We start from the raw sequence: 1,075 nt of genomic DNA on the forward strand, positions 1-1,075 counted from the left end.
CTGAAACTGCTTGTTTTCATTTCCGTCGCCGTCTGTTTAGCGTCGGTCTTGACCCGATTAGTATCGTCCCTGTACGCCTCGCAAGTGAGCGTTACCCATTTGCCGCTTTCGGAAAAAGCAAGAATATAACTTACGCTTGATTCTTCCTCAGAGCATGGCACAAAACTACGTTTTTTCATTACATCACAAAATGCTTTTAAAAACTGTTCTCTGCTGCCGTTATTCTTTATTTGAACCAATGAAAAAAATCTGCCCATAAATTCCTCCTTAAATCCTCGAATATTATATGAATTTTGTTGATCAAACTCCGTTAAAAAATACCACAAACAATGTCATTTGTCTATGGATATCTGAAATACGGTCATAAATTCGGCGTAAGCGGTCATATTGACTCAGAATTTGTCGTAAAAAAGGAAACGGCGGACAAAAATTTGTCCGCCTAATATCAAACAATATTACCGTTGATCCCTACGTAAATATCCACTAAATTGCTGTTATTAATGTAATAGTAAAAATCTGTTATCGGTTGATAACACTTCCGGGATAAATATGTTTGCATTTTCTTACGTGAATTTTTTAACGTGTCATAAGTTCCGGAGTGTCTTGCTCTCACTGCGTTGAAAAGCATAAGCTGCGGCTTATAAACATAAAACTCGTTGCTTTTAAACTCCTTGCTGACAGGAACAAAAAATTCAAGGTCAAGTATTGTTTCATCCGTTCCATAGGTATTTTCTTTCAGAGAAAAAATGATATTTCCTGTCCGTTCCATTTCAAGAAATTTCAGACTTTCCAATATATGCTCGATCAACTTATCAAGTTTACTGTATGTTGATCTTGTCCTATATGACAGCAGCGATTCAACAGATAAATATTGCTTTTCAATTATTTCCATAACTATCTCATCCTATTACTTAAAAATGATCTGCCAGATGTATCTCCACATTTGATATCCCTCCCCGTTTTTTCATTTCGGGGGTAGTATAAATCTTTTTATTCAATTCGTCTACAGATATCTGAAATACGGTCGTTAATTCGGCGCGAGCGGTAGTTTAAGCGTGATTTTATTGTAAAATTT

General features: G+C 35.9%; 1 protein-coding gene and 1 pseudogene. Both read right to left on the minus strand.

The window, feature by feature from the left end:
* A pseudogene (locus tag AB5123_RS14410) lies at positions 1–257 on the minus strand (hypothetical protein); the annotation flags it as partial.
* 188 nt (positions 258–445) lie between these two features.
* Positions 446–892 (minus strand): hypothetical protein, encoded by a 447-nt coding sequence (locus tag AB5123_RS14415; RefSeq protein ID WP_117865014.1) that lies wholly within the window; start codon positions 890–892, stop codon positions 446–448.
* Positions 893–1,075: the final 183 nt, after the last annotated feature.

The sequence above is a fragment of the Ruminococcus sp. RTP21204st1_B2_RTP21204_210225 genome, from assembly GCF_040914135.1.
Lineage (GTDB): Bacteria > Bacillota > Clostridia > Oscillospirales > Ruminococcaceae > Hominimerdicola > Hominimerdicola aceti.

Coding starts and splice junctions, on each gene's coding strand:
- AB5123_RS14415 (WP_117865014.1), bottom strand. CDS start 892: ATGGAAATAATTGAAAAGCAATATTTATCTGTTGAATCGCTGCTGTCA.